Here is a 22,200-nt window from a genome sequence, read left to right on the forward strand (position 1 = left end):
CCCGCAGCAACGGATGACTCCGTGCTGCGGGTTTTATTGGTTTCCGGCAGTGCACCGGAAGCGGAGAACGGAGCGGCAGAGCGTAGCATAAGGCGGGCATGGCAAGAGGGGAAGGACGATGGCAAGGCATACGGCCCTTGCAATAAGCTATGGCAATGGACGTTGGCAGAAGGCTATCGCCGCAGCTGCCTTAGCGGTCAAGTGGGCTCTGGACGATGCTGCTGCGCCCGAACAGCTCGTCGAGCTTTTCCACATCTTCATCGTATTTGTCATGCGTAGTGGTGATCAGGCGTTCGAACACCCCTTCCAGACTCGTACGCAGGTGGTTCAGCGCTTCCGCTGTAATGCCTCCGCGGACGGCAACCCGTTCCTGCAGCCCCTGCGGGGTGAAGGAGCCTTCTGTCAGCAGCTTGCCTGTACCAAGCAGCATTTCACCGGCCAGACGGCTGACCAGGGCCTCATCAATGCCGGTTGCTTCTACAGCCGCTTCGATCCACCGTTCCAGGAAATAGCTGATGAACGCCGGGCCGCAGCTGGAGAAATCAGAGGCAATCCGCGTATGACTCTCCGGGATTTCCGCAGGAACACCAATACATGAGAATAGCCGGAGCAGGACCAGCCTGTCTTTTTTATTTAATCTGCTTCCGAAGATGCACAGAGAAGTCCCGCTTTTGACGGAATGGGTGATGCTGGGAATAATCTTGGCAATTTTGGAGGGCAGTACGGATTCAAGATGGTACAGCTGAACTGGACTAGTAATGGATACGACAATCTGCTCGCTGCGCAGGTAAGGGGCAATCTCATCGCTTAACATTTTGAACTGCAAAGGTTTGACACACAGAAACACGATATCGCTCTCGGACGCGGCTTCGATGTTGCCCGAGCATACAGTGATTCCGGGATGAAGCTTCTTCAGCTCTCTCAGCTTGCCCGGGCTGCGGTTGCTGGCCAGCACATCACACGGGTCAAGGGCTCCCGAACGAAGAAAGGTGTCGATGAGCAGACCGCCCATGCTGCCTGTTCCGATAAATCCCACTTTCATCCTGTGGTTACCTCCTTTCTAATGTTGCTGGGTTCTGGGCTTACAGGAATACTCTTCGTTCAATGTATGCACGGCAGTCTTGGACAAATGACAGGTTTTAAGCTTGTTTTTGAATAAAATTCCAGTTTACTGAAGGAGGACAGCTTCATGGGCAAAAGAATGATCGGCTGCGCCATCGCCGCTGCCCTGCTGGGCGGTGGTCTGGTCTGGGCTGCAGACCACAGGGCAGAGAACGGCATCGCCGGGTGGGAGACCCTGAACGCCGGGATGGCGCAGGCGCTGGGGGTGGCGGATGGCGGCACGGGAACGGCAGGGGTGAGTGGTGAAGATGGTGGGAGCGGCGCTGAAGGGGCAGCGGCTATTAGTGGCAGCGGTGCCGGGAGTAGTAAGGCGCTGGCAGCGCCCGGAGGTGAGGGCGGTGCTGTAAGTGAGGCCGGAGGTAAGGGCGGTGCTGTAAGTGATAAGGCCGGAGGTGGTGAGGGCAGTGCTGTAAGTGATAAGGCCGGAGTGATTAATGGCACCGGGATTGCTGCTCCGGCGGGGACAGCCGGGGCAGCGGCAGGTGGGGATGACGGGAATACGAACGGTAAGGCCGGGGCAACGGTTGGTGGTGGGGACGCAGGAGTAGCTGGGAGTGGGACCGCTAGTGGGGGGATGGTTGGTGCAGTTGGGAGTGGCGCTGTAGATGGTGGTGTGGCAGGAGTAGCAGGAAATGGCGCCGTAAGTGGAACGGCTGGGGTAGCGGGAAGTGGAGCCGTTAGCGGTGGTGAAGTAACTGGAGGTGCAGTGATTGGATCGGCGGGCAGCGGCGCTGCAGGTGGCGGGACAGTTGGTGCAGTTGGGAGCGCTGGAGCGGCAGGTGCCGCAGGTGCCGCAGGAGCAGTAGCTCCAGCAGTGGCTGCTGATGGCAGGGTCAATGTGAACATTGCCGATACCGCAGCCCTGATGGACCTGCCGGGCATCGGGGAGAAGAAGGCGCAGGCGATTATCGAGTACCGCAGCAGCAAGGGAGCGTTCCGCAGCCTGACCGATCTGGGTAAGGTGAAGGGGATCGGACCGAAGCTGCTGGAGCAGCTGAAGCCGCTGGTGGCATTTTGAGTCCAGGGACCCGCTGGATGATTCGAACGGGCGGCAGCATCCATACTGACGCTTGTATAAACTACAATTGGCAGGGAATTACCGGGTTGTTGTTACACAAAGTTGTCTGATGGAGCCGAGCCTACCCGCCATGCCCAACCGTATGCTCCGCCAGTCAGATAAGTGTATTTGGTACAACTAAAAACTGTAAAACTACTAATTTCTTAAAGTTAGTTGCACTTCGTACAACTAAAATACGTTGTGTGGCGATTTTAGCTCAGCAGATCGTGATATAAGTGTACGAAGTGCAATTAAACTGCTTTTCATCCGAATTTCAGTCTTTTTAGTTGTACAGAATACAGTTAAGTCCAGAAAATGAAAGGGAATAGTAACAGGTCAAGCCTGAGCCTGCCGGAAACTGAGCTTAACGCCAGAATCGACGTTTCTATCAGCAATTGCGGTTTACGCAGCATGATGCTGTAATGAGAACGGCTGGCAGGCTAGTGTTAGGACAAGCTGTATAGTGAAAGAATGCTGCATTATGTTACAATAATGAACAACTATCTAAGAGGAAGTGGAGATTGCTGATGACTGTGGCTTACCGCAAGAACTGGGATACATACTTCATGGATATTGCCTGCATGGTCTCCACCCGTTCGCGCTGTCCCCGCCGCCATGTCGGCGCTGTGCTGGTGCAGGGCAAGAAGCTGCTGGGCACCGCCTATAACGGCGCACCGATGGGTGTTCCGGACTGCTCGGAAGCAGGCTGTATGGTCTCCGAGCAATATGAGCGGGAGATCATTGACGGCGTAGAGACCATGGTGAAGAAGCAGCGCTGTATCCGTACAATCCATGCTGAGCAGAATCTGCTGCTGTTCACAGACCGGAGTGACCGGGAAGGCAGTACCGTCTACGTCACGGATGAACCTTGCTGGACCTGTGCCAATATGTTAGCCAACAGCGGGATTGTAGAGATTGTCTATCTGCGTCCGTACCGCAAGGATATGGAGAAGGTTGAGGCCATGCTGTCCTCCAAAGGAATTGTGTTCCGCCAATTGGAGAACTATGAGCCGCCGAAGGAAACGATGATCTCGGTATCGGAATAACCGGAAGCATACCGGAGGACTTGCGTCACCACACAGAATAGGGACGGGTTAGTGTTATGGATAGCTTCAGATCTTCAGGGGAAGAACCTCTGCTTACGCATGTGTTTGCGTTTGCAGGGGTTCTTTGTCGTTGCTGCGGCAGCGGGACAGGAAAAGAGTAGTTCCATTTTGACGGGAAGAAGAGAATAGACCCATGATTAAAGGAGAGATGCTGATGAACAGAAGGCCGCTCTTAAGCTTCACGATCTGCTGGATTGCCGGAAGTGCGGCAGGCTGTCTGTTCTCCGGACGCAGTCTGCTGATCTACCTCGCAGGCTTGCTGCTATTGCCTGCAATCTGGGCGGTCAGCGGCGGTATACGCTGGAGAACGGCTGCTGTGTTCGGGCTGGCGATTGCTGCGGCAGCCATGTACTGGGAGTGGAGTGAGGCGCGTAACGTGAGCCTGCTGCCGGAGCAATTGGGGCGATCGGCAACCGAACTGAATGAGGCTAACGTTACAGCCGCTGGCGTTATTGCGTCTCCGGTGGAGCGGGACGGGGACCGGGTTGATTTTACGTTAAAGCTGTCACGGATCGGACTCGAGCGGCAGGGAAGTCAGGTGGACGAAACAGCGGCGAATGTAGAAACGGGAGCTAAAGTAGCTACAAAAGAAAAAGTAGCTGTCGTGGTAGCGGCAGACGCAATAACAGGAGCAGAAGAGGAAGCAAAAGGGGAACTGGTTGCCGTTCAAATCAAGCTTCAGGAAGAAAGCGAAATTGCTGTAGCCGCTCTTTGGCAGCGGGGAGACCGGGTAGTCATTGAAGGAGAGCTGGCCCAGCCGCAGATAGCGCGTAACTTCGGCGGATTCGATTACCGGGCTTATCTGCTCACGAAGAAAATCCACTGGCTGTTAAAAGGGAGCGGAACAGCCAGCGTTAAGATTGCCCCTCCGGCATCGTGGCAGCTATCCGGCATTCTGCGCTGGAATGATAGGATGCGCGCCACCCTCGGTGCAGAGATGGAGCGCTTATTCGAGGAGCCGCATGCCGGTTATATGAAGGGACTCGTCATCGGCATCCAGGAGGATCTGGACCCGGAGACCTTTAAGCAATTCTCACAGCTGGGGCTGACTCATATTCTGGCGATCTCGGGAATGCATGTTGCGGTTTATGTCGGGGTGATCTTATTTCTTCTGCGCCGCTGCCGCTTCACGAGAGAAACAGCACTCACGGTAACATTACTGCTTGTACCAGCCTACGTACTGCTGTCCGGTGCCGGACCGTCAGTGGTTCGCGCCGGGATAATGAGCATGATTGCTCTGCTTGCCGCAAGGCTCGGTATCCTTAAGGATGGAATGAACATTCTGGCCGCTGCGGCGCTGATGATGCTGGTCTGGAACCCGTATCTGCTGCTCAGCGTCAGCTTTCAGCTGTCCTTTCTGGTGACAGCAGGTCTCATGGTATATACGCCGCTGGCCGCGCCATTGTTCAGATGTTTACCTAACTGGCTGGGCAGCGCCCTCTCGGTAACCTTCATTGCGCAATTGGTCTCTTTCCCGCTAACGATATATTATTTTAACCAATTTTCGCTGCTGTCCTTTGCCGCCAATCTGCTGCTCGTTCCTTTCATCACGTTCCTGGTGCTGCCGCTTGGTACGCTGGCGCTGCTGCTTGGACGGTTCTGGAATACTGCCGCCCTCTTAACTGTGCAGCTTGCAGAGCTGCTGAATAATGCTACGTTTGAGGCAGTGGAGTGGGTAAACGGGTTTACAGCAGGTGTGCTGATCTGGGCTTCACCTTCATTACTGTGGATTTGCCTATACTACGGACTACTTTACGGTGTGTTGTATGCGTTGAAGAGACGGACGGAGATTACGCTTGCTCCACAGTATATGGAGGATGAGACCCGGCCGCTGACCGAGCTCGAGCTGCCGGGAAAGAGCCGTGGTAAGGCCGGCAATACCAGCTGCAGGGCGGCGCCAGCGGCAGCTGTGAGCAGCAGAAGAGCCGCGCTAGCCTTCCAGGCCTTTCCGCAGCCAGACGCTACGCGCTGGGGCAGCCTTGCCGCTGTGCTGTGCGCTACCGGTCTGACGCTTCTGCTGTACAGAGGCTACAATGCGGGAGACCTGGACGGTGCGGGAGCGATCAGCTACCTGGATGTGGGGCAGGGAGACAGCATCCTGATTACCACGCCGGGCAGAGCCCATATTCTGGTGGACGGCGGCGGAACGGTGAGTTTCGGGAAGAAGGAAGCCTGGCGAATCCGCCGCAGCCCGTTCGAGGTCGGAGCCAAGACGCTGCTGCCGCTGCTGAAGCAGCGGGGCATCCACCGGCTGGATGCGGTGATCCTGACGCATGGCGATCAGGACCATGCCGGAGGGCTGCAGGCGGTGCTGGAGGGTATGCCAGTGTCTGCTCTGCTGTTCAACGGGACGCTGGCAGATACGGAGCCGTACACCAAGCTGATGACTACAGCGCTTGCCGCAGGAGTCCGGCTGTATCCGGTACAGCAGGGCATGGTCCTGGCTCCGGATGAGGCGGCGCAGCTGCATTTTCTCTGGCCGGAGCCGCCTGCGGACGGGCAGACTCTGCCGGATGAAGTGGAGGATCAGAACCACGAATCGGTCGTGTTTCGGCTGGAGATGAACGGCCGCAGCTTTCTTTTCACAGGCGATATGGACCAGGCAGCGGAGGAAGCGATATTGCAATCCGCACAGCAGGCCGGAATACAGGCAGGTAAGCCCATCGACATCCTCAAAGTCGCCCACCACGGCAGCAAAACCGCCACCAGCGCAGACTGGCTGACCTTCTGGCATCCGGCAGCGGCGGTAATCTCTGCGGGTGTGAACAACCTCTACGGGCATCCAAATGGCGATGTACTAGACCGGCTAAAAGACGAAAATACAGAGGTATACCGGACCGACCAGCATGGCGAGATTCAGCTCAGGGTGGGTAAGGAAGCGATAATAATGAGACATAAGCTTAATATGAAGGATACGGAATAAACTATTTACGATGAACAAAAAAATACATCAAACCCTTTTGCATTCCTTGGGTACGTCACCTTTATGCACCCATGTGTCGACCATTTGATTAAAGAAGTCAGGCCTCGCCAGAGAGACCCCATGTCCAATGCCAGGGATGATCACGCCATTACAATTGGAGCTGGCAGCAACAAGATCCTTAGCGGATTGCTTCATCACAGCTTTTTCTTTCTCACCTACTGTAAACAGTATCTTGCCTGCGGCCTCACTGAAACCGGCTGGAATAGTGAACGTCATATTCTCTTCCAGCACTGCGATCAGGGCGTCAGGCGGCATCCGGCAGCTTTCTGCATAATATCGTTCAAAGTATTCATCGCCCAGATATAGTGTCTTAGCCTGAAGCCTTGAGAACCATCTCTGTTTAATTAAAGGGAAGGTTAGTCTGACTGCCGGTCCAATCCACTTTTTAGCGTACGGCATGGGTCTGACCAGAGCACTGTTTATTATGGCAAAATCAATGAGCGCAGGTCTCAGGCTTATCATCTGGACAGCAACCTGTGCACCTAAAGAGAATCCGACCAGGACGACTTTCTTTGCGCCTGCTTTTTCTCCGATCAATTGGATTAATTGTTCTGCACTGCTTTGAATTGAAAATATAATGTCATCATTACTTAACCCGTGTCCGGTCAAGTCTGGAACCATGCAATGATAATGGGCGAAATACTCAACTTGTTTATCCCACATCCAGCCGCTAACTCCGCCACCGTGCAAGAATACCATCAGATAAGATGCACTTTGATCCCCAGATTCCTGAACATGCAAGGCCACACCGGCACACTCCTCTTCCACAAAATCAAATTCACTCCTACTGGTACGTTCCTGCATGGAGTTAGTCTCAAAAAAAGCACCCGTCAGCTTGTCTCTCAGCTGACGGGTGCCTTATTAATTAAAACTATATAAGCTGAATAAAAGAATATAACCAAAAGCGGGAAGGATCGGAAGGGGATTTTGGAACTGTAGGAGTGTTAGCGTCCGCCTTTGTATACGGATTTCTACCGCGAACAGCGGTTATAATCAGGAAATCTGTATACAACAGCGGCCGGAAGTCCAAATATTCTCCGTAGTGACGGCTGGAGCTGTAAGTTAGGTTCATAGATTCAGCTTATACTAAAACCGGAAATCCTCATCCCGCAAAGGCTCCACATTCATCGCACGGACGTAGCCGTTGCCTTTTTTGGAGAAAAAGTCATGCTGCTTGGTGTGGGTGCTGATTCCGTTCTGGACGATCGGGTTGATCTCTTCCTCTGCGAACAGCGGGTCCAATCCCAGGTTCATCATCGCCTTGTTGGCGTTGTAGCGCAGGAAGGCCTTCACTTCATCTACAAGCCCGATCTGGGCGTAGATTTGTTCGGTGTACTGCTCTTCGTTAGCATGCAGCAGACGCAGCAGTCCGACCAGGGTCTGGTAGACATCGCGCTGATCGTCTTCGGACAGCTCCTCGAAGATCTCCTGGGCGAGTACGCCGACGTAGACGCCGTGGATGCTCTCATCCCGCAGGATCAGGTCGATGATCTCGCCGCTGCAGGTCATTTTGCCCTGGCCGGCCAGATAGAGCGGGTAGAAGAAGCCGCTGTAGAACAAGTAGCTTTCCAGCAGAACAGAGGCAGCCATTGCCAGATAGAGGTCTTTGGGCGACTCAATCTTCTTGTAATATTCCGAGATGGTCTCTGCCTTGAACTGCAGGAACGTATTGTCCTCCACCCAGCGGAAGATGCCGTCGATCTCCTCGGTAGAAGCCAGTGTTGTAAAAATACTGCTGTAAGACTTCGCATGGATCTGCTCCATCATCCCCATGAAGCCGAGGACCGCCTTGCGCTGCAAGCCGTCCACATGCTCCATAATTTGCGGCATGCCTACGCCGCCCTGGATGGTATCAAGCAGGGTCAGTCCGCCCAGCACCTTCATATAAGAGTCCTTTTCGATCTCGCTCAGCGTGAGCCAGGACATTTTGTCATCGGATAATGGAATTTCGTCGTCGGTCCAGAACTGCATAATATTCTGATTCCAGAACATCAGCGAGTAGTCGTCGTCGGGACGGTTCCAGTTCACGGCTTTGATTGCACTCATAATGATCTATTCTCCCTTTCTGTACCTGTGCCCGCTCTTAGATGGAGCAGGACAGGCATTCCTCGACAGACAGTTTATTGGTCCGGGTGTAGTACAGGGATTTCAGCCCTTTGTGTGCCGCATACAGGTAAGAACGGGCCAGCTCACGGGTCGTTACATCACTGTTCACATGCAGGACCGTTGAGATACCCTGGTCGATATGAGGCTGAATTTCCGCAATCAGGTCAATCACCTTGAACTGGTCCATCTGGTACGCAGATTTATAGAAGAATACATTGTCCGGACGCAGGTAAGGCATCGGATAGTAGGTGGTCGAGTTGGCATACGTGCGTGTCTCGATCTGTTCTACAATCGGCATTACACTGGACGTGGCATTCTGGATGTAAGAGATGCTCGCAGTCGGCGCAATCGCCAGACGGTAGGCATGGTACAGGCCGTTCTTCATCACGTCATCACGCAGCTGCTTCCAGTCCTCGGTTGTAGGAATGTAGATGCCCTCGAACAGCTCCTGCGCTCTTGCAGTAACCGGACGGTAGTCTGTGGTCAGGTAACGGTCGAAATACACGCCGGATGCATAATCCGATTCTGCGAAGCCATGGAAGGTCTCGCCAGTCTCCGCAGCGATCTGCATACTCTTTTCGATCGAATGGAAGTTCATCGTCATGAAGAAGGTCCGGGCGAAATCGCGGGCCTGCTCACTCTCATAAGCAATCTTGTTCTTGGCAAAGTAACCGTGCAGATTCATCACACCCAGGCCGACGGAGTGCATCTCTTTGTTCGCTTTAGCCACACCCGGAGCATTGGAGACCGTAGTCATATCGCTGACTGCAGTCAGTGCGAGCATGCCTTCATGAACGGATTCACGAATCTTGCCATGCTCCATCACATTCACAATGTTGAGGGAAGCCAGGTTGCAGCTGATATCACGGCGGATCGCGTCCTGCTCTCCATAGTTGTTAATTTCGGAAGTCTCCTGCAATTGGAAAATCTCGGTGCACAGGTTCGACATCTTGATCTGACCCACATTACGCAAGGCGTGGGCGTTATTGGCATTGCTCTTGTTCATAATATACGGATAGCCCGATTCGAGCTGGATCATGGCGATTTTGGTCAGCATGTCGCGTGCGCTCATGGCAACTTTCTTCTTCACGCGCGAATCAGCAAGCAGGGTATCGTACATCACGTCCAGATCCATATCATCCAGATGCGTTCCATACGCCTGATACACAGTATAAGGAGCGAATACATGCAGCGGCTGATTATCCTGAGCGAGCTTGTAGAAGCGGTTAGGCACGATCAGGCCGATAGACAACGTCTTCAGGCGTGTCCGTTCGTCGGCGTTGATCTTCTTGCTGTCCAAGAATTCTAGTACGTCCCAGCCAAAAATATTATAATAAGCCGCACCCGAACCCTTGCGCTGGCCCATTTGGTCCGCGTAGGAGAAGCCGTCTTCCATGAGCTTCAGGACAGGCATGATGCCCTTGGCAGCATCCTCGACGCCCTTAATCGTCTCGCCGCGCGAGCGCAGCTTGGACAGATTGACCGCCACACCGCCGCCGATCTTGGACAGCTGCATGCAGGTGTTCAGTACATAGTTGATCGAATTGAGCGAGTCGTCCATTTCCAGCAGGAAGCAGGAGACCATCTCACCACGGCGGCTCTTGCCGGCATTGAGGAAGGTCGGGGTAGCCGGCTGCAGGCGCTGCTCCATCATCGAGCGGGCCAGCGTGCGGGCTGTCTCCACGTTGCCGCGTCCCAGATGCAGGGCCACCACAGCTACGCGGTCCGGGTAATGCTCAAGGTATTGCTTACGGTCATTGCTTTTGACGGCATAGTCTGTGTAGAACTTGGAAGCCGCCATATAGGAAGGGAACTGGAAGTTATATTCGTGGGCAATCCGGTAGACGTCCTCCATCTCAGCTGCGGAATAACGGTCATACAGGTCCTCGTAGTAATCATTGGCAATCATATAATCGATCTTCGCTTTGGTAGTTGTGAAGGTCAGGCTGCGCCGCTCCACATCCCGCATGAACTCGGCTACTGCCTCCTGGTCCTTATCCAATTGGAAAAAGCCGCTTTCGTCTCTCTTCATCAACATGTTGTTCAGTTCAATATGCCGCAACCCGGTCCACCTCCTGTTTTATGCGCTGTACATCACCAAATGTTCCCGACAACTCAAACTTGCCGACCACCGGTACGTTGTAACGCTGTGCAATTAAATCTGCGCTGTGCGCGTATAGCTCACCCCAGTTTTTGTTGCCGCTCGCGGCGATGCCTTTGAGCCTGGAATGGTTCTTCTCTAAGAAAGAAGCTACCTTCTCTGGAATCTGTCCAAATCCGGTGGTGTATGTAACAAGCACGTAAGGCTCGTCGATCGTCATATGCTCTTCGATTTGAACAGCAGGAAGCTTCAGCTTATTGATGAACCTTCTAACGTTGCCGGTCTTGGAATCGTAAGCAATCAACATGGTCCCTAACCTCCTATAACATGTAGCTATTTCTACTTGACAAATGATGACGGGCAATTTCACTAGATTTATTGGCTTTTCTATTATATACACTATATTTAGTAACGTTTAATCATTTTACTACCATATATTGAAAAGTCAATAGACCCACAGGTCTTTCTAACCCCCTGATTTGCCTATGAAAAAGGGAGAAAACCACGCCCCGCCTGCATTCTATTCTCTTATAATTTATTAGTATTTTTTTTAAGCTTTTTTGTGCGCCGGTGTCCGGCGAGAATTGGGTCCTGTAGAATGGGAAGTTGCCCATTACAGCCTCTGACGCTCAGCCAACCGGTACCCGGACAAATGTGCAGACCAAACCCCCAAGCGATAAGCCGCTTGGGGGTTGTTGTTTTTTTGCAGGACAGAGCCTGGCGAAGATAAGCTGCAGCTTGCTTGGTGCTTTAGCAGGTGAGCGCACCGTCAGCAGAATGAAACGGACTGAGAAGACCTTATTTCCCTGAAAAACCCTTTTCCGGGACTTAAGCGGACTGAGAATCAGCTATCTTGCTCATTTGAGCCTGAAACAGGCTGTCGCAGGCCAATTAACGGAATCTGAGTCCGCTTAGCCGGCAAATCTGCCCCATTTCGGCAAATAGCGGATTTTCAGTCCGCCTGACTGGCTGAGGTTCCCCGATGGGCTATGGGGCTAAGATAAGCCCCGCCAAGCACTATATTATTCCCCGTGTGAGCAGCGCCGTCACGAACTCATAATATGACTCCGGCTCTCCTCCAGCAGCTCGGCATAATATCCTCCCCGCTGCCGCAGCTCACGGGGATGTCCGGATTCGGCGATCCGGCCTTCCTTCATCGCAATGATAAGGTCTGCTCCGGCAATTGTAGACAGCCGGTGGGCGATGATCAGCGTCGTTCTGCCGCTGGCGACGTTGTCGATCGCCTTCTGGATCAGCTTCTCTGTATGTGTGTCGATGTTAGCGGTGGCTTCATCGAGCACGAAGATCGCCGGATCATGGGCGATGGCCCGGGCGAAGGAGATCAGCTGCCGCTGGCCGGCAGACAGAGTGCCGCCCCGCTCTGTGACCGGGCCCTCCATCCCGCCGGGAGAGCCCAGCACGAACTCTTCCGCGCAGGAGGCCTGCAGCGCTTCCAGCACGTTCTCCTCGGCAATATCATCGCCAAGGGTGATGTTGTCGCGGATCGTGCCGGAGAACAGGAAGACATCCTGGAGGACAACGGAAATATTCCGCCGCAGATCATCCAGCCGGATATCGTTCACATTGACACCGTCAATCAGAATCTCGCCTTTCTGCACGCGGTAAAAGCCGTTGATCAGACTGATAATTGTAGTTTTGCCTGCACCGGTCTCACCGATGAAGGCGGCGGTCTGCCCTTTAGCAATCACGAAGCTTACATCCTTCAGCACCCAGTCGGCGTCGTTATAGGCGAACCATACATGGCGGAACTCAATGGTTCCGTGCAGGCGGTCCATCGATAAGCCGCGATCCGGCTGCTCCAGGCGGTCCTCCTCACGGATCAGCTCATAGATACGCTCTGTGGATACGAGGGCAGACTGTATGGAGGTGTACTTGTCGGCCAGGTCGGAGATGGGGCCAAAGAACTGCTTGATGTACGTCGTGAACGCAAACAGCACGCCGATCTGCAGGTTGCCGCCGGAGATCCGGCTGATGCTGTACCAGACCAGAATGGCTACGGCCAGACTCTGGAACATATCCGAGGCGGGCTTCAGCACACTGTTGAGCCGGACCTGAATCAGGGTGGTTTTGAAATATTCCCCGTTCAGCTTCAGGAATTGATCCTCTTTTTCCTTTTCTGCGCGGAAGCTTTGGATAACACGCATCCCGGAGATACTCTCAGCAATGAACCCGTTGATCTGTCCAATAAAGTGCTTCATATGGAAGAAGTTCTTTTTGATCCGGTTCTTAATGAAGAGAACCAGGAAGGCCATCACCGGAATCACAGTAAAAGAGACCAGCGTTAAGGACGGGCTGAGCAGCAGCATGGCGTAGATGATCCCCAGCAGCAGCAGGACATCCTTGACCAGCGAGATGACCACATCGGTGTATAGCTCGCTGATCTCAGCGGTGTCGTTGGTGGCCCGGGTAATCAGCCGCCCGGAGGAGGTCCGGTCCAGATAAGGCAGGGGGAGCCGTTCAATGATGGAGAACACTCTGACCCGCAGCTCATGGATCAGGCTCTGTCCCGCTTTGCCGGCAATCAGCGCCTGAAGATACGAGAAGATCCCGCCAGCCGCGGCTACGGTCACATACAGCAGGGCTAAGCCCCCAATCGAATTCAGTCCGCTCTGAGCAGCGCCTCCGATCAGGAAGTGGTCGATCACGCGCTGCAGAATCAGCGGCTGGATCAGAAAAGCGCCATTTACAATCACCACGCACAGACAGGCAAGCAGAAGCTGGAACTTGTAAGGGGCAGATAACCGCAGCAGGAGCCTTACTGCACCAGCTTCGGATTTGTCCCGTCTAGCAGACCTCTCCTTCTTCAAGCTGTTCGGTATAGATGTCATAATACATGCCTCCTTTCTTCAGCAGCTGCTCGTGGGTGCCCCGTTCGGCAATGCGCCCTTTATCCAGTACGATGATCTCGTCGGCTTCCATGATGCCCGATACCCGGTGCGAGATCAGGATATTGCTCTTCCCCTTGCGGGTCTGCCGCAGGCTGTTCAGAATTTGCCCTTCCGTTACCGCATCCACCGCTGACAGCGCATCGTCCAGAATCAGGATGGCCGGTTTCCGGATCAGTGCCCGCGCGATTGCGAGCCGCTGCTTCTGTCCGCCGGACAGGTTCACACCGCGTTCACCCAGCAGAGTGTCATAGCCGTCCGGGAACGCCTCGATACTTCCGGCAATTTGGCTGAGCGCTGCGGCATGCTGCACATCCTCGTCCGTATAGCCGTCTTTGAACAGGACAATATTGTCCTTCACGGAGGCGGCGAATACGAAGGTATCCTGCGGCACAACCCCAAGCCCCTCCCGCAGCGGGTCCAGGGCATAATCGTTGATATCCCGCCCGTCGAGCAGAATGTGCCCAGGCTTCACGTTGAAGAAGCGGAAGAGGAGGGAGGCCAGGGTGCTTTTGCCGGAGCCGGTCCTGCCGATGATTCCCAGCGTGTGTCCTTTTGGCAGAACGAGCGAGATCTCACGCAGTGCCGGAACATCGGAACCTTTGTAATAGAAAGTCAGCTGGCGCAGCTCCATAGATCCTTCCGGCTGAATAGGGACAGCGTTGGGGAGATCCGTGATTTCAGGCTGAACCCGCAGAATATCATTTAATCTTCCGAGTGAAGCCAACCCGCGCTGGAATATCGTCACGATCCGCCCGATCGACACAATAGGACTTACAATCAGACTGAGGTAGCCGTTAAAAGCGACAAAGTCACCAATACTGATCTCCCCCCGCAGCACCATCCGGCCGCCAAACATCAGATTCATGACGAAACAGACGGCGAAGCCGAATTCAATCATCGCAGGAAGGGCGGCGGACACTTTGATCAGATCCAGGTTGGCTTGCTTCATACGGCTGCTCAACTCACTGAATTTCTCCATTTCCGAGCGTTCCTGCACATAGGCCTTAATGACGCGGATGCCCGAAATGTTCTCCTGAACCCTGTCCGAGACGGCGCCGAACTGATTCTGTACGATTCTGAACCGGGTCTGAACCTTGCGGCCGCTGAAGAGCATCAGGAGAATGATGAAGGGGAGCGGGGACAATGTGAGTAGAGTGAGGCTGGGGCTGACTGACGCGAACATGAAATAGACCGAGGAGATACAGATAACAATTCCGTTAAAAGACATCGCCGTAGCCGGACCGAAGGTCATGCGCACCGCTGAAATGTCGTTGATGGCATAAGCGATCAGGTCGCCGGTCTTGCGGCTGCTGAAGAATCCGGGAGAGAGCTTCAGGAAGTGCCGGTACAGCTCCTCGCGGATGTAGCATTCCAGGTTCCGCCCGTTTGCGATAATAATGTTTCTCCAGAGGAAGGTACAGAGGAAGACGATAGCGGCAATCAGCACCATCCAGAAGACCTGGGTCAGCACCTGCCCCGGCTCAAAGCCGTTATTCTTCATCAGATCGACCGCACTGCCAAGCACCTTGGGGAACAGCGTTTGAATGAAGGAGGCGGCGAACATGAAGGCGAAGCCTATAATGTAGCTTAGCTTGCGTGACTTGAAGAACCGCAGTAATACAGATGAATTCATCGGTTTCCCACCTTTACAATACCCTTGTTATAGATAGTGCGCATGTTAAATAAAGAGCCCGGGGTTTACAAAATCACAGCTCCCGCACGGAGTCCCGCTCCACCAGTGTGCTGAGAATGGCGATGTTCTCGGCAGGCTTGCCGGGCTCAGCGATCCGTTTCAGCAGTGTGGCAACAACCGTACGGCATGAATATTCGATATTCAGATCCATCGTGGTCAAAGCGGGCAGCGAGAAGGCCGAGACCTCGGTATTGCCGCTGCTGAGCACCGACACCTCTCCGGGCACTTTGATGTTCTGCTCCTGCAGCTCGCGAAGCAGTTCAACCGCAGTGAAATCATGATCACAGATGAATGCGCTGGGCAGCAGGCCGTCCGCAATAAGTCTGGACAGTCTCAGGGGAAGAGTCTCATCCCGCCCCAGAAAAAGCTCATCATCCACAGGCACCCCGTGCTCTTCCAATGCAGAGGTGATGCCGGTTTTCTTTTCCTTGTTGCGGTAAGCACTGGGATCTCCAATGAAACCAATCCGGCGGTGCCCCCGGTCCAGCAGATATTTGCACTGCTTATAGCCCGCGCCCAGGAAACTGAACCATACACTGTCGTAATCATAGGCCGGTGAATAACCGGTATAGAAAATCAGATTCGGAATCTGCTCATGGATAAAAGAGGCATATTCCAGATTAAACCTGCCGATCAGAATAACCCCGTCGAACTTGAACCCCCGGCTCAGGCGGTAAGGCAGGATCAGCTTATTCTGATTCTCCTTATCCAGAAACTCGATGCTGTAATCGGTCTCCGCCTTCTGCAAAGCGAGCTCAATCCCTTGTACCATGTAGCTGAAATTGCTGTTATCATGCGAATAGGGCTTCTGGTGCAGCACCAGAATTCGGGCAGGCGTATGCTTTTTGGGCTTAATATAGCCCATTTCCGCTGCTTTCCGTACAATGGCTGCCTTCAGCTCGTCGCTGATTCCGGGTTGATTGCTGAGTGCCCGGCTGATTGATACAGGTGAGAGGCCCATGGCCTGGGCGATATGTGTGATCGTTACTTTTTTAGTCTTCAAAAGAATCCCCCGCTTTATCGTGCTGCCGCAGTATATCGCTTCCGGCACTGTTATTATAATCATCCATTCCATAGGAATCTACGATAAAAAACGTAAAAAATAACGTAAAAAATAAATTTTTTTAACGTAAATTTAAGGACAATCGTGTGCATCTCTTATTCGTAAATAATTTTTGACATGAATATGGGGTTTACTGGGAACCGTTTCGGATCTGCGGAGTCTTATTGGGCAAGAGGGGAGAGTGAAGCATGCAAAGTAGAGAGATGCCTTATAGCGTGACCATCGCTCCGTCCATAACCCTGCGGGAAATGATGGAGACTTACGGACCGGATGTGTGGAACTATGCTTTTTTCTTAACCCGCAGCCGGGAGCAGGCAAGTGATATCAGCCAGGAGGTATTCCTTAAGGCATATAAGAGTGTCGGCAAGTACCGGGGCCAGGCCACTTTGAAAACCTGGCTGCTGACCATCACGCGCAACACCGCGTTCAGCTGGAGGCGGAACAGCTTCTGGCGCAGATTCGCTCCGCTTGGCGACCGGGAGGATACCGGAGAAGCAGCCTTGTCCGCAGAGAAGGAAGCCATCGGCAATCAATATGCGAACCGCATCTGGGAGATCATTATGGAGCTGCCGGATAAGTACAGAGAGGTGCTGGTGCTGGATATTCAGCAGGACTTATCGGTGGCCGAGATGTCCGCTCTGCTCGGCATCGCGCAGGGGACTGTCAAATCCCGGCTCGGCCGGGCCAGAAATAAAGTGAGAACGGCGATAAAGGAGGAAGACCTGTGAAGAAGGAATACGGGGACGAACAAGTACAAGTAATGAGCGGAACGCAGGATTGGTATGGCAAAGCAGGACGCAACCCGCTGGCCGAGCCGGGCTTTACACCGCAGCTGATGGCCAAGATTGAACAGGCTGCCGAGGAGCGTTCTGCGGGAAAACGCAGTCTGCGGTTCGGGCGTATAGCAGGGCTTGGCGGACTGGCAGCGGTCTTGCTGTTCGGAGTGCTCCTATGGCCGTTCGGACAATGGGGGGACAGCAATCCGATGGGGCAGCTGGCGGCGATCTTCAATCAAAGTTCTGGTGCAGCGGCAATTCAGCCTTCGGCATCACCTGCAGCTACTTCTTCCTCATCGCCGCAATCTTACAATCCGCCGATTGGCTCTGCTGAATTTGAGATAGGCGGGATGAAGTACTACATGCCCCTTCCTTTAAACAGAAACAAAGGACTTGCGCGTGCCGTAGAAACGAATGCCGGGATTGTATGGTCGCCTCCACCCCCGATGGTAAATTACAGTAAGCCTAAATACACACATCCTACTGAGCCGTACACCTTGTATCTGTCTCCAAAAGGGCAGCCGGAGCTATCGGAGGCTACGTCTAAGCGGATCTATTCCTTTCCGCTGTATGCGGGAGGTTCGCAGACCTATTATGAATTGGGCGTAATCTTTGCCGGCGGCGATCATGTGGTTATGACCAGCAGCACATATACGTTAGGCAAGGGCGGAATCAGAACCCCGGTAAAACTCTCAGCCGTTAACGTAACTGCGGCCGCAGCCGGTGAGACCGTTACGCCAGTTGATCTGTTTACTTTGAAGAATGAACACTTCGAATACAGATCTTATCTTGCAATCGATAAAGTGAATGATGATATGCTGCTCGTCTATTATAGCGACAATAGTCATAACGGTTACGACGTCCATGGCCGGCTATACGACATGGAAACAGGCGGAATTCAGGACGTGGTCAGCAAGATCGGCATGGACATTCAGGGGCAGCAGCAGACGGCTACTTATGAAGTGAACGGGACAAAACGTAAAGCGGAAGTAGTGTTCCTCCTCGGCCGGAAGTGGTATTCCGATTCCGAATGGCTGAGTATGTTGAAAGGACAGTGAGTTACACAGCCAAAAAGGAAATTGAGCATCAGGGTTTAATAATGATAAAACTCAACGATGCTGAGTGATGAACAGATTCATGTTACATTGCTTCACTATCGTAGCAGGTGTTCCGGATTGCGCGAGTTGGAGCTTGGTGCTGCCTTAGATGTAGGCTGATGCTGCCCGAGGCTCCGTAGCTGACGCATGCGAGGAGATGCAGGAGGAAACCCGGTGAGATTACGGGGGACCTCTTCTTTTTGCCCCCAGTACCTCAGCTTCTCACATTCTGCGGTTTCCTGCCAAACTCCAGCCCCTTACGGACTGTAAAGCGCTTATTATCTCTATTTGGCACATTTGCCACTCTTGCGGACTGGAGTGCGCTTATTGTTTCCAAATCGTGCAGTTTTCAGGTGATTTACAGTGAATAAGAGCACTGGAGTCCGCAAGCAAGGCGAAATGATGCTTTTTGAGAAAATAAGCGCATCTCAGTCCGAGCCTATCGTACTGGCTGTGTTTTTAGTACCCTCTACTATCGCCTGCCCGCCGCTAATGCCCCGGCACTATCCGCCCAATTCCGAATCGCTTTTCCTAACCTTCGACACCTCATATTTCCAAATTCCGCGCTCTTAGCTCCATCCCTCTAGATAATTTACTAAAAAAAAGCTATACTTTTTGGTAATATCAGAAAGTAAAGTTTTTCTCCGTTTATCACTAGTAATCTTAGCGGTAACGTAACAACCGGGTTTGGTTCTATATAGAAGAGTGGGGCGGGGTAAATGAAAAAGCTGACCATAGAAGATGTGGCCCAGAAAGCGGGCGTATCGAAAAGCACGGTTTCGCAATTTTTGAATAAACGGTTCAAATATATGAGTGAGGCGACCAGACAGCGTATCGCTGAGGTTATCGATGAGCTGAACTACCAGCCGAATGGACTGGCCCGCAGCCTGAAGCAGAACCGTACGCATATGGTGGGTATTATTGTGGCCAATATTGATTATTCGTTGTCCATCCAGTGTATCCGGGCGATTGAGAATGAGCTGCAGCGCCACGGAATTCAGGTCATTATCTGCAACGCTGACGAGAATGCGGACAAGGAGAATACTTATGTGGAGACCCTGGTCGCCCGCCAGGTGGACGGTCTGATTATTTTCCCGACCGGCGATCTGCCTGCGCCATACATTAGGCTGATTGAAGCGGAATACCCGCTGGTCTTCATGGACCGGCTGGTAGACGGGATCTCGACCCAGAGCCTGCTGCTCGATAACGAGATGGCGGTGAAGACTGCGGTCAAGGAGCTGACCAAACACGGGCATGAGGCGGTCGCCATATTGTCACTGCCGCTTGGCCTGAATGCTATTACCCCGCGCAAAGAGCGGATGAGCGGTTACAAAAAAGCGATGGAGGAAGCTGGCCTGCCGCTGCAGGATGCCTATATGCGCAGTGTGCCGCGGGAAGAAATCGCCATTGCGCTGGATGAGCTGCTACGGCTTCCCCAGCCGCCGACGGCGCTGATTGCCGCCAATGATCTTGTACTAGGGGAGATCCTTAAGTACGCGAACCGTAATGCCATTGCCATTCCCGGCCAGCTGTCCGTCATTGGGATTGACGATGCGGAATTCGCCCGGATCTATAATCCGGACATCACTACGATCCGCCAGCCGGCTTATGAGATGGGCATGCAGGCTGCGAAGATTATGCTCTCCCTAATCAACGATGCGGACGGCTCCGTGCCGATTACCTACCGTTTTCCGCCTTCGCTGCAGCAGGGCCAGTCGGTCCGGCCGCCGGTGCTGAAGAAATAAAACGGTTTATATAAAGTTCTGCACGAAAAGGAGCGTCATAATAAGCCGGGTGGCTTATTATGACGCTCCTTATTTCAAAATATAAGATTTCATATGCTGTTTGCTGAATCGCACTTTTTTGGATCAGACGTTCCCGGCAGCTGCGGGAAGCCGTTTACACGCCAGCGTTCATGAATTTCTCCAGCCCGTCACGGGTTGGAAGCCCATCCATATCGCCAGGCGACATTACGGCGAGCGCGCCGATTGCATTGCCGCGCTTCACAGCTTCGGCTACGCTCAGCTTCTCCAGCATGGCGCTGATTACGCCAACGGCGAAGCCGTCTCCGGCGCCGACTGTATCCACAACCTGCTCCACCTTGAAGCCGTCCACATAACCTTCTTCACCGGCGGACGTTTTGTAATAAGCACCTTCAGGACCGAGCTTGATGACAACAAGGGATACGCCGCGTTCCAGATAGAAACCGGCAATCTCTTCCGGAGTATCAAGGCCGGTCAGGATTTTGCCTTCACCGTGTCCCGGCAGGAACCAGTCGCAGCGGGTCGCCAGGTCATTGATTGTATTGACCATGGTTTCTGTGTCCGGCCAGAGGGTCGGGCGCAGATTCGGGTCGAGCGAGACGGTTTTGCCGCGCTGCTTCATGAATTCCATGGCATGCAGCGAGAACTCATGGCAGGAAGCCGAGAGGGCGGAAGAGATACTGGTGACATGCAAATGACCTGCAGAAGCGAAATAATCCTCATTGAAGTCAGCCAGGCTCAGCTTGGAGGCGGCGGAATTTTTGCGGAAATATTCAACCTTAGGATCTCCGGTCAGCACTTTGGATTTGATCAGCATGCCGGTGGAGAACTCCTTGGTCGTTGTAATGCTGTCCGTATTAATTTTCTCTTTATTCAGCGCACCAACGATGAATTGGCCGAAGTTGTCTTCGCCAAGCTTGGTCACATAACCGGTCAGGTGCTCCAGGCGTGACAATCCGGTGGCCACATTGCTCTCCGCACCTGCCAGCGCTTTCGAGAAAGAAGTAACCTCATGCAAGGGGCCGGCTTCATTGGCGTAGAACATGGCCATAGGCTCCCCGAATGTGACTGCATCCAGCTGTTTACTCATTAATAGTTCCTCCTAAAAGTTTTGATAGCATAAGGCTTCCTGAATTCACTTCGCAAAACTCGCTACGGAAGCGTACGCTTAAGTTTTGATAGCATAAGGCTTCCTGAATTCACTTCGCAAAACTCGCTACGGAAGCGTACTCGAAATGTTTGGTAAGCATAAGCAAAGGTTCAGCATGAACCCCGTATAAAGCTGTGGGATCGAATATAAATTGAAATTATCACATAAAACGGTTTTGTACAATATAGCTTTGCTCATTCAGCGGCCTTATTTTATTAGGAAGTTGCGTAACTTAAGTCGTAAATCCTTGATATATAAGCTTTTTATGCGTTTATTTAAAGTGTATTTCAGTTGTTCACATAAATATATATTGACTGATGGCAACAATATTATTACTATTTTCTTAGAAGGATAAAGCCTGGTGTTAGTAAATTAGATAAATTAGTTTATCTAAATAAATATTCTTATCAGAATGTACCCAGAGAGGAAGTTTCTAAATGAAGAAAATCAAAGTATTGCAGAACATCACGTCTGTTGGCGTTGTAGCCGTTATCCGCGCGGATAATGCCGATGATGCTTATAAAATGTCGGCAGCCTGTATTGAAGGCGGACTGAACAACATTGAAGTCACCTTCACGACTCCGGATGCAGATGTGGCGATCAAGCGCCTCGTTGCCGAATATGGAAGCCGCGCTGTGATCGGTGCAGGTACAGTGCTCGACCCGCTTACCGCAAGAATCGCTATTCTGGCCGGTTCGGAATTTGTGGTCAGCCCTTCTTTTGAAGAAGATACCGCCAAGATGTGTAATCTTTACGGCATTCCTTATATGCCGGGCTGCATGACGCTGAATGAAATGAAGGAAGCCCTGAAGCTGGGCGTGGATGTGCTGAAGCTGTTCCCTGGCAGTGCGTTCGGACCGGACTATGTCAAGGCAGTTAAGGGCCCGATGCCGCATGTGAACATTATGCCTACCGGCGGCGTGGATCTGAACAATATGGAGAAGTGGATCAAGAACGGCTGTATCGCTGTCGGCATCGGGGGCAACCTGACTGCACCGGCCAAAGAAGGCCGTTATGACCAGGTCACAGAATTGGCTGCACAGTATGTGGCGAAATTCAAAGAGATCCAAGGTCTGTAAGCTGGCAGAGCCGTTCGCGGATCTGAAGCTTTATACCATGTGAAATGTCTTGCCTCTATTGGGCAGGGCATTTTTTTGTCTGCCTGATTTCCCGGATGTGTAAATGATGGAAAAGGGCCGATCAGGGCAATACTTACAACTAGGATTGGGGTGCTGAAGCGCCTGCCGAAATTGATGAGCTTTCCTGAAAGGTGA

At 52.9% G+C, this 22,200-nt stretch carries 16 protein-coding genes; 7 read left to right on the forward strand and 9 right to left on the reverse strand.

Going from position 1 to position 22,200, the window contains the following annotated elements:
* Positions 1-190 precede the first annotated feature (190 nt).
* Complete coding sequence (gene comER / locus NYE33_RS12055) at positions 191-1,042, reverse strand: late competence protein ComER (RefSeq protein ID WP_042139487.1); 852 nt, start codon at positions 1,040-1,042, stop codon at positions 191-193.
* 147 nt (positions 1,043-1,189) lie between these two features.
* Here comER and NYE33_RS12060 point away from each other — a divergent pair, with 147 nt between their 5' ends.
* From NYE33_RS12060 to NYE33_RS12070, 3 genes are all read left to right on the forward strand, one after another.
* On the forward strand, positions 1,190-2,140 hold the full coding sequence (locus NYE33_RS12060; protein WP_341065917.1) for a ComEA family DNA-binding protein: 951 nt from the start codon (positions 1,190-1,192) through the stop codon (positions 2,138-2,140).
* Positions 2,141-2,706: 566 nt separating this feature from the next.
* Entirely contained in the window at positions 2,707-3,225 is a 519-nt protein-coding gene (locus NYE33_RS12065) for a deoxycytidylate deaminase (RefSeq protein WP_039300969.1), read from the forward strand.
* 214 nt (positions 3,226-3,439) lie between these two features.
* Entirely contained in the window at positions 3,440-6,208 is a 2,769-nt protein-coding gene (locus NYE33_RS12070) for a ComEC/Rec2 family competence protein (RefSeq protein WP_341065918.1), read from the forward strand.
* A 27-nt stretch (positions 6,209-6,235) separates the two neighbouring features.
* On the opposite strand, the gene NYE33_RS12075 is transcribed toward NYE33_RS12070, so the two are convergent.
* The 7 genes from NYE33_RS12075 to NYE33_RS12105 all read right to left on the reverse strand — a co-directional run bounded on the left by NYE33_RS12075 (position 6,236) and on the right by NYE33_RS12105 (position 16,080).
* Positions 6,236-7,072 (reverse strand): alpha/beta fold hydrolase, encoded by an 837-nt coding sequence (locus NYE33_RS12075; protein WP_341065920.1) that lies wholly within the window; start codon positions 7,070-7,072, stop codon positions 6,236-6,238.
* Between the two features lie 282 nt (positions 7,073-7,354).
* Entirely contained in the window at positions 7,355-8,314 is a 960-nt protein-coding gene (gene nrdF, locus NYE33_RS12080; RefSeq protein ID WP_341065922.1) for a class 1b ribonucleoside-diphosphate reductase subunit beta, read from the reverse strand.
* Between the two features lie 37 nt (positions 8,315-8,351).
* Entirely contained in the window at positions 8,352-10,436 is a 2,085-nt protein-coding gene (nrdE, locus tag NYE33_RS12085; protein WP_076245094.1) for a class 1b ribonucleoside-diphosphate reductase subunit alpha, read from the reverse strand.
* Positions 10,423-10,782, reverse strand: a complete 360-nt coding sequence (gene nrdI / locus NYE33_RS12090) for a class Ib ribonucleoside-diphosphate reductase assembly flavoprotein NrdI (protein ID WP_042139483.1) — start codon at positions 10,780-10,782, stop codon at positions 10,423-10,425. Before nrdI ends, nrdE begins: the two co-directional genes overlap by 14 nt.
* A 739-nt stretch (positions 10,783-11,521) precedes the next feature.
* Positions 11,522-13,324, reverse strand: a complete 1,803-nt coding sequence (locus tag NYE33_RS12095) for an ABC transporter ATP-binding protein (protein WP_171720953.1) — start codon at positions 13,322-13,324, stop codon at positions 11,522-11,524.
* Entirely contained in the window at positions 13,281-15,017 is a 1,737-nt protein-coding gene (locus tag NYE33_RS12100) for an ABC transporter ATP-binding protein (RefSeq protein ID WP_341065926.1), read from the reverse strand. The genes NYE33_RS12095 and NYE33_RS12100 overlap by 44 nt, the downstream gene beginning before the upstream one ends.
* 73 nt (positions 15,018-15,090) lie before the next feature.
* Positions 15,091-16,080: a LacI family DNA-binding transcriptional regulator gene (locus NYE33_RS12105; protein ID WP_042139480.1), complete on the reverse strand. Its 990-nt coding sequence runs from the start codon at positions 16,078-16,080 to the stop codon at positions 15,091-15,093.
* Positions 16,081-16,328: 248 nt separating this feature from the next.
* Here NYE33_RS12105 and NYE33_RS12110 point away from each other — a divergent pair, with 248 nt between their 5' ends.
* The 3 genes from NYE33_RS12110 to NYE33_RS12120 all read left to right on the forward strand — a co-directional run bounded on the left by NYE33_RS12110 (position 16,329) and on the right by NYE33_RS12120 (position 19,758).
* On the forward strand, positions 16,329-16,868 hold the full coding sequence (locus NYE33_RS12110) for an RNA polymerase sigma factor (protein WP_336103150.1): 540 nt from the start codon (positions 16,329-16,331) through the stop codon (positions 16,866-16,868).
* Positions 16,865-17,974, forward strand: coding sequence for a hypothetical protein (locus NYE33_RS12115; protein ID WP_042139478.1), 1,110 nt, complete (start codon positions 16,865-16,867; stop codon positions 17,972-17,974). Before NYE33_RS12110 ends, NYE33_RS12115 begins: the two co-directional genes overlap by 4 nt.
* Before the next feature lie 758 nt (positions 17,975-18,732).
* Complete coding sequence (locus NYE33_RS12120) at positions 18,733-19,758, forward strand: LacI family DNA-binding transcriptional regulator (RefSeq protein ID WP_042139477.1); 1,026 nt, start codon at positions 18,733-18,735, stop codon at positions 19,756-19,758.
* A 154-nt stretch (positions 19,759-19,912) separates the two neighbouring features.
* Here NYE33_RS12120 and NYE33_RS12125 read toward each other — a convergent pair whose 3' ends face one another.
* The gene (locus tag NYE33_RS12125) at positions 19,913-20,866 is read right to left on the reverse strand and encodes a sugar kinase (RefSeq protein WP_042139476.1); all 954 of its coding nucleotides are present in this window, start codon (positions 20,864-20,866) and stop codon (positions 19,913-19,915) included.
* Positions 20,867-21,363: 497 nt separating this feature from the next.
* Here NYE33_RS12125 and NYE33_RS12130 point away from each other — a divergent pair, with 497 nt between their 5' ends.
* Positions 21,364-22,005, forward strand: a complete 642-nt coding sequence (locus tag NYE33_RS12130) for a bifunctional 2-keto-4-hydroxyglutarate aldolase/2-keto-3-deoxy-6-phosphogluconate aldolase (protein WP_042139475.1) — start codon at positions 21,364-21,366, stop codon at positions 22,003-22,005.
* Positions 22,006-22,200: the final 195 nt, after the last annotated feature.

The sequence above is a fragment of the Paenibacillus sp. FSL R10-2199 genome, from assembly GCF_038000235.1.
Taxonomy (GTDB): Bacteria; Bacillota; Bacilli; order Paenibacillales; family Paenibacillaceae; genus Paenibacillus_AQ; species Paenibacillus_AQ phytohabitans.

Coding starts and splice junctions, on each gene's coding strand:
- nrdF (WP_341065922.1), bottom strand. CDS start 8,314: ATGAGTGCAATCAAAGCCGTGAACTGGAACCGTCCCGACGACGACTAC.
- comER (WP_042139487.1), bottom strand. CDS start 1,042: ATGAAAGTGGGATTTATCGGAACAGGCAGCATGGGCGGTCTGCTCATC.
- NYE33_RS12070 (WP_341065918.1), top strand. CDS start 3,440: ATGAACAGAAGGCCGCTCTTAAGCTTCACGATCTGCTGGATTGCCGGA.
- NYE33_RS12100 (WP_341065926.1), bottom strand. CDS start 15,017: ATGAATTCATCTGTATTACTGCGGTTCTTCAAGTCACGCAAGCTAAGC.
- nrdI (WP_042139483.1), bottom strand. CDS start 10,782: ATGTTGATTGCTTACGATTCCAAGACCGGCAACGTTAGAAGGTTCATC.
- NYE33_RS12060 (WP_341065917.1), top strand. CDS start 1,190: ATGGGCAAAAGAATGATCGGCTGCGCCATCGCCGCTGCCCTGCTGGGC.
- NYE33_RS12120 (WP_042139477.1), top strand. CDS start 18,733: ATGAAAAAGCTGACCATAGAAGATGTGGCCCAGAAAGCGGGCGTATCG.
- NYE33_RS12130 (WP_042139475.1), top strand. CDS start 21,364: ATGAAGAAAATCAAAGTATTGCAGAACATCACGTCTGTTGGCGTTGTA.
- NYE33_RS12125 (WP_042139476.1), bottom strand. CDS start 20,866: ATGAGTAAACAGCTGGATGCAGTCACATTCGGGGAGCCTATGGCCATG.
- NYE33_RS12095 (WP_171720953.1), bottom strand. CDS start 13,324: ATGACATCTATACCGAACAGCTTGAAGAAGGAGAGGTCTGCTAGACGG.
- NYE33_RS12110 (WP_336103150.1), top strand. CDS start 16,329: ATGCAAAGTAGAGAGATGCCTTATAGCGTGACCATCGCTCCGTCCATA.
- NYE33_RS12065 (WP_039300969.1), top strand. CDS start 2,707: ATGACTGTGGCTTACCGCAAGAACTGGGATACATACTTCATGGATATT.
- NYE33_RS12075 (WP_341065920.1), bottom strand. CDS start 7,072: ATGCAGGAACGTACCAGTAGGAGTGAATTTGATTTTGTGGAAGAGGAG.